The organism is Kitasatospora sp. NPDC054795, assembly GCF_053611565.1.
On the sequence record NZ_JBSHAP010000242.1, the window covers coordinates 1 to 5,810 of the forward strand.

General features: G+C 73.7%; 7 protein-coding genes. 2 read left to right on the forward strand and 5 right to left on the reverse strand.

The annotated features are described in order from the left end of the window. Positions 1–56: 56 nt before the first annotated feature. From ACWGJO_RS40660 to ACWGJO_RS40675, 4 genes are read right to left on the reverse strand one after another with little or no spacing between them, the layout of a single operon-like run. Positions 57–935, reverse strand: a complete 879-nt coding sequence (locus ACWGJO_RS40660; protein ID WP_452190833.1) for a class II fructose-bisphosphate aldolase — start codon at positions 933–935, stop codon at positions 57–59. Then, entirely contained in the window at positions 926–1,867 is a 942-nt protein-coding gene (locus ACWGJO_RS40665) for a 1-phosphofructokinase family hexose kinase (RefSeq protein ID WP_452190834.1), read from the reverse strand. Before ACWGJO_RS40665 ends, ACWGJO_RS40660 begins: the two co-directional genes overlap by 10 nt. After that, positions 1,864–2,778: an ROK family protein gene (locus ACWGJO_RS40670; RefSeq protein ID WP_452190835.1), complete on the reverse strand. Its 915-nt coding sequence runs from the start codon at positions 2,776–2,778 to the stop codon at positions 1,864–1,866. Before ACWGJO_RS40670 ends, ACWGJO_RS40665 begins: the two co-directional genes overlap by 4 nt. Then, entirely contained in the window at positions 2,775–3,647 is an 873-nt protein-coding gene (locus ACWGJO_RS40675; protein ID WP_452190836.1) for an SIS domain-containing protein, read from the reverse strand. The genes ACWGJO_RS40670 and ACWGJO_RS40675 overlap by 4 nt, the downstream gene beginning before the upstream one ends. Positions 3,648–3,860: 213 nt before the next feature. On the opposite strand from ACWGJO_RS40675, the gene ACWGJO_RS40680 reads away from it, so the two are divergent. Then, complete coding sequence (locus ACWGJO_RS40680; RefSeq protein WP_359915536.1) at positions 3,861–4,646, forward strand: DeoR/GlpR family DNA-binding transcription regulator; 786 nt, start codon at positions 3,861–3,863, stop codon at positions 4,644–4,646. 30 nt (positions 4,647–4,676) lie between these two features. On the opposite strand, the gene ACWGJO_RS40685 is transcribed toward ACWGJO_RS40680, so the two are convergent. Next, positions 4,677–5,123, reverse strand: a complete 447-nt coding sequence (locus ACWGJO_RS40685; protein WP_387695985.1) for an anthrone oxygenase family protein — start codon at positions 5,121–5,123, stop codon at positions 4,677–4,679. An 88-nt stretch (positions 5,124–5,211) separates the two neighbouring features. Between ACWGJO_RS40685 and ACWGJO_RS40690 the strand changes: the two genes are divergently transcribed. After that, positions 5,212–5,790 (forward strand): TetR/AcrR family transcriptional regulator, encoded by a 579-nt coding sequence (locus ACWGJO_RS40690; RefSeq protein WP_452190837.1) that lies wholly within the window; start codon positions 5,212–5,214, stop codon positions 5,788–5,790. Positions 5,791–5,810 lie beyond the last annotated feature (20 nt).

The window sequence follows — 5,810 nt, forward strand, 5'->3', positions numbered from 1 at the left end:
ATCGGCTCGCTGGAGACCGGCAAGCTCGCCGACCTGGTCGTGGTCGACTCCGAGAGCTACGACCTGGTCGCCGTGATGCGCCGCGGCCGCTGGGTACTCGGCGGCGAGACCTTCGCCACCGTCGGACCCGCCTGAGCGACGGCGACGGCCGCGCGGGCCGGCCCGAGGTAGCGGCGGGTGTCGACCAGCCGCGCGTCGTCGGCCAGGGCCCGGCGGACGGCGGTGCTGAACACCCGGTTGAGGTGGGTGGCGATGTTGACCTTGGTCATGCCGGCTTCCACGGCGGCGGTGAGGTCCCCGTCCGCCACACCCGAGGAGCCGTGCAGGACGAGCGGAACCGGCACCGCCCGGCGCAACCGTCCGATGAGCTCGAAGTCGAGCGCCGCGTCGCGGGTGAGCATCGCGTGCGAGGTGCCGACGGCCACCGCGAGCGCGTCCACGCCGGCGGCGGCGACGAACGCCGCGGCCTCGGCCGGATCGGTGCGCACGCCCGGGGCGTGGACGCCGTCCTTGCCGCCGACCTCGCCGAGTTCGGCCTCCACCCAGACGCCCGCGGCGTGGCACCGCCGTACGACCTCGGCGGTGGCCCGCACGTTCTCCTCGTACGGCAGTACCGAGGCGTCGAACATCACCGAGGTGAAGCCCAACTCGATGGCCCGGTGGACGAGTTCCACGGAGGTGGCGTGGTCCAGGTGGACCGCGACCGGCACTCGCGCGGCCCGGGCGACGGCCAGGGTGGCGGCGCCGATCGGATCGAGGGCGCCGTGGTAGCGCACGGCGTTCTCGCTGATCTGCAGGACCACCGGCGCACCGGCGGCCTCGGCCCCGGCGACGATCGCCTGGGCGTGTTCCAGCTGGATGACGTTGAACGCACCGACGCCGCACGCGGCTTCGGCAGCGGCGGCGGCGATCGCGCCGGTTCCGCTCAGGGGCATGGGTCGAACTCCTCGGTTGCGAAGGGACGGACGTCCACGCGGGACCGCAGGGCCTGGTGGAGGGCGGGGTCGAAGTCGCCGGCCAGCGGTGCGGCGACGGCGGCCGCGGACAGTGCCACGGCCTCGACCAGCCGGTCGGGCCAGGGCGTTCCGTCGACCAGGCCGAGGGTGAGCGCGGCGACGGCGGCGTCGCCGGCGCCGGTGGGATTGCCTGCCAGCCGCTCGGGCGAGCGCGCGCGCCAACTGCCCTGCGCGGTGACGGCGACGAGGCCGTCGCCGCCGAGCGAGGCGACCACCGCACCGGCGCCCGCGGCCCGCAGCCCGCGGGCTGCGGCCACCGGATCGGTCAGGCCGGTGGCGGCGGCGAGTTCGTCCGCGTTCGGCTTGATCAGGGCCGGTCCGGCCGCCAGCGCCGTGCTCAGCGCCGCCCCGTCGGCGTCGAGCACCGCCGGGACGCCGTGTGCGTGCGCGAGCCGGAGCAGGTGGGCGTAGGCGTCCTCGGGCACGCCGCGCGGCAGGCTGCCGGAGAGGACCGCGGCCGCGGCGTGCGGCAGCAGGGTGTCGAGGTGGTCGAGGAACCGCGCCCATTCCTCGGCGCTCACCACCGGGCCGGGTTCGAGCAGGATCGTGGTGTCCCCGACGTCCTCCTCGACCACGGCCACCGTCCGTCGGGACTCGCCCGCGATCGCCAGCATGCGGTCGGCCAGGCCGGCGGACGCCAGTTCGGCGCGGATCGCCCGGCCGGTGAGGCCGCCGGTCAGGCCGGTGACCACGGTCGGGTGGCCGAGGGCGTGCAGGATCCTGGCGACGTTGACGCCTTTGCCGCCCGCGCGCTGGGCCACCGCCCGGACCCGGTTGCTGCCGTGCGGGCGCATCCGGTCCAGGTGGTGGGTGATGTCCAGGGCGGCGTTCGGGGTGACGGTGAGGATCACGCCGCCGCTCCCTCGCCCAGAAGGTCCCGCGCGAGCAGTCCGGCACCGAAACATCCCGCCTCGTCGCCGAGTTCGGCGGGGACGAGCTCCGGCATCGTCTGGAAGGAGAGCCGCGCCGTCAGAGCCGCCCGCAGTGGCGCGAAGTACGGCTCGCCCGCCCGGGCGAGGCCGCCGCCGATCACAATCCGCTCGGGGTCGAGCAGCGTGATCGCGCTCGCCAGGCCGTCGGCGAGTGCGTCGACGGCCTCCTGCCAGACGGTGGCGGCCGCGCGGTCCCCGGTCGCGGCGCGCTCGCCGACCTGCTCGGCGGTGACGCCCGCCTCCCCGGTGGCGGCGGTGTAGCGGCGGGCGACGGCGGCCGCCGAGGCGAGGGTCTCCACGCAGCCGCGATGGCCGCAGGCGCACGGCTCGCCGCCGGGACGCACCACCAGGTGGCCAAGCTCGCCGGCGCGGGTGTGGCTGCCGGTGAGCGGCCGCCCGTCGACCATCAGCGCGGCGGCGATTCCGGTGCCGACGGGTACGAAGAGGAAGTTGCGGCTGCCGCGGCCGGCGCCGGCCCTGGCCTCGGCGACGCCCCCGGCCCTCACGTCGTGCCCGAACGCGACCGGGATGCCCAGGTGTTCGGACAGCCAGTGCCGGACGGGCAGGTCCCGCCAGCCGAGGTTGGCGGCCAGCACCGCGGTGCCGGCCGCCTCGTCGACGATGCCGGGCACGGCGATCCCCGCGGCGGCCGGGCGGAAGCGCCCGGCGAGTTCGGCGGCGCAGTCGAGGACGGTTTCGAGGACGGCCTCCGGTCCGCGTTCGGCGCGGGTGAACCAGCGCTCGGTGTGGCAGAGGCGGCCGTCCGCGGCCACCGCCGCGCCCTTGATGCAGGTTCCGCCGACGTCGAGGGCGATCGCCGTCGCGGTCACGGCCGGGTGAGCACGATGGAGCGGGTGAGGTTGCGTGGCTGGTCGGGGTCCAGGCCGCGGCCCTTGGCCAGTTCGACGGCGAGCCGCTGGGCGCGGATCAGGTCGGCCATCGGGTCCAGCGCGCTCACCGACAGCACGGCGCCGGTGGGCTCGACCTGGTCGACCAGTCCGGTCGGCGGCTCGCCGAAGAACCACACCACGCTGTTGCGGCCGGTGACGCTGATCGGGCCGTGCCGGTACTCCATGGCCGGGTAGGACTCGGTCCACGACCCGGAGGCCTCGCGCAGCTTGAGGGCCGCCTCGTGGGCCAGGCCGACCGTCCAGCCGGTCCCGAGGAAGGTGAACTGGCCGGCCTCGGTGGCCCGTTCGGGCAGCGGGGCGGCCAGCGCCTGCTCGGCGTGGGAGGCCAGGTCGGCGGGGGCGAGGCCGAGGTGGCCGCGCAGCAGTGCCAGCGCGGTGGTGGCGAAGCGGGTCTGCACCACCGACTTCTCGTCGGCGAACTCCAGGTCGACCACGGTGCCCGCGGCCGTGCCGATCGGGGTGGCGAGGTCGCCGGTGAGTGCGACGGTCGGCGTCCCGCCGCAGCGCTCCAGCGCGGCGAGCACCTCGGTCGTGGTTCCCGAGCGGGTGATGGCGACGACGCGGTCGTAGCCACGGGTCGCCGGGAACTCGGAGGCCGCGAAGGCGTCGGTCTCACCGAGGCCGGCGCCCTCGCGAAGGCCCGCGTACGCCTGCGCGATGTAGAGCGAGGTGCCGCAGCCGATCACGGCCACCCGCTCGCCGCGCTCGGGCAGCCCTGCGGGCTCCAGTTCCAGTGCCTTGCGCCAGCACTCCGGTTGACTGGCGATCTCCCGCTCGACGTGACTCATCTGGATCTCCTCGCTGGGGGCACGGGTGCTGCTCGGGGATCGGTCCGCACCGAGCACTGCTTCATGATGCAAGTATTTGCTTGAAACTGCTCTATTCATAGCTCAACGCGTCATCTCTGAGCAATACTGCTTCATCGAGAGGATCGCGGCACCAGGTCGGTGAAGGCCGGCGGATAGGCTCGTGACCAGGGACGACCGAGTCGAGGAGAGATGATGAGCCCGGACGAGCGATGGTCGCGGCTGCTGGAGATCCTTGGTGATCGGGGCCGGATCGACGTCATGACGGCGGCCGAGCTGTTGGGCGTCTCCGCTGCCACCGTGCGCCGGGACATGGACGAGCTCGCCCGCCAGCAGCTGCTGACCCGGACCCGCGGCGGCGCGGTGCTGAGCGAAGTCGCGTACGACCTGCCCCTCCGCTACAAGACCGCGCGCCAGGCCGGCGAGAAGCAGCGCATCGCGAAGGCCGCCGCCGCGCTCGTCCCGCCCGGCGCGGTGGTCGGGCTCAACGGTGGCACCACCACCTCCGAGGTGGCCCGCGAGTTCGCCACCCGTACCGATCTGGCCGGGCACGGCAATCAGACGGCGCTGACCGTGGTCACCAACGCGATCAACATCGCCAACGAGCTGGCGGTGCGCCCGTACGTGAAGACCGTGGTCACCGGCGGCGTGGCCCGACCCCAGTCCTACGAGCTGACCGGACCGTTGGCGACCATGATGCTGCAGGCGATCTCGCTGGACTACGCGATCCTCGGCGTCAACGCCGTCGACCCGCAGTTCGGCGCCGCCACCCACGACGAGGGCGAGGCGAGCGCCAACCGGGCGATGGCCGAGCGGGCGGAGCGGGTCATCGTGGTGGCCGACTCCACCAAGCTCGGCAAGCGCGCGTTCGCGCAGGTCTGCGACACCGGCACGATCGACGCACTCGTCACCGACGCCGACGCCCCGGAGGAGCTGGTGGAGCGGTTCACCGCCCGCGGGGTGGACGTTCACTGCGTGTAGCACCCGCCGTGCGGCACCCGCCCCACGGGCTCAGGTGAGGGCGGTGACCAGCAGGGTGAAGGCGGCGACGATGACGGCGACGCGGACGTAGTGGAAACGGTCCCAGCGGCGCATCTGCTGCTTCCAGTCGGCGGGCCGGTTCTCGGGGGTCCATGTCTTGCCCCGGTTGTTGATGGGGACGAGCAGCAGGACCGACATGATCACGCTGACGATCAGCAGCGCGCCGGCGACGACGACCAGGCCGGCGCCGGGGCGGTGCCATCCGGCGACGGCCCAGACGGCGCTCAGGGCGAGTGAGCCGATGTACCAGAACGGCATCAGGGCGCCGAGCATCCGGCCCCCGTGGGCGCGGCCGAGTTGACCGCTGTCCTCGGGGAGTGCGTCGAGGATCCGGTTGATGACGAAGGCGACGGAGAACTCCACCCCCACCATCAGGCCGACGACCACGGTGGTGAAGACCTCAAGTGCGTTGAGCATGGCGACCCCCTGGATCTAGCATTGCTAGCCGATGAGGCAACGCTAGTACTGCCGCCGCTCGATTGTCTAGCAGTGCTAGGATCGGATCATGTCGGTACAGGAACGCAAGCAGCGCGAACGGGCGGACCGCGAGCGCCTCATCGTGGCCACGGCCCGCGAACTCGCCGAGCAGCAGGGCTGGGACGCGGTCACCACCCGCCGGCTCGCCGAGCGCATCGAATACAGCCAGCCCGTCCTCTACAGCCATTTCCGCGGCAAGCGCGAGATCATCGGCGCGGTCGCCCTGGAGGGAGCCGCCGAGATGGCCGTGGCACTGCGGGCCGCGAGCTCCGCCGCGGACGGCCCCCGCGCCCGGGTCACCGCGCTCGCCCGCGCCTACCTCGACTTCGCCGAACGCAACCCGGCGGTCTACGACGCCATGTTCCAGCTCGACGGCGGCCTGGCGTTCGCGCGCGAGGACACTCCGGAGCCGCTGAAGGACGCCTTCGCCGCCCTGCTGGAAAGCCTCGGCGAGGTCGCCGGGGACGGTGTCCACCCGGCGCTGTTCACCGAGGTGTTCTGGGCGGCCCTGCACGGGCTGGCCACCCTGACCCGGGCGGGACGGCTGCCGCCGCAGGACACCGGGCGCAGGGTGGAACTGCTGGTGGACCGGCTCGCCGTGCTCTGACACGCGGGACGGGGCCGGCC

Excerpts from the sequence above, each read along its gene's own strand:
- ACWGJO_RS40660 (WP_452190833.1), bottom strand. The coding sequence starts at position 935 with ATGCCCCTGAGCGGAACCGGCGCGATCGCCGCCGCCGCTGCCGAAGCC.
- ACWGJO_RS40675 (WP_452190836.1), bottom strand. The coding sequence starts at position 3,647 with ATGAGTCACGTCGAGCGGGAGATCGCCAGTCAACCGGAGTGCTGGCGC.
- ACWGJO_RS40680 (WP_359915536.1), top strand. The coding sequence starts at position 3,861 with ATGAGCCCGGACGAGCGATGGTCGCGGCTGCTGGAGATCCTTGGTGAT.
- ACWGJO_RS40685 (WP_387695985.1), bottom strand. The coding sequence starts at position 5,123 with ATGCTCAACGCACTTGAGGTCTTCACCACCGTGGTCGTCGGCCTGATG.
- ACWGJO_RS40690 (WP_452190837.1), top strand. The coding sequence starts at position 5,212 with ATGTCGGTACAGGAACGCAAGCAGCGCGAACGGGCGGACCGCGAGCGC.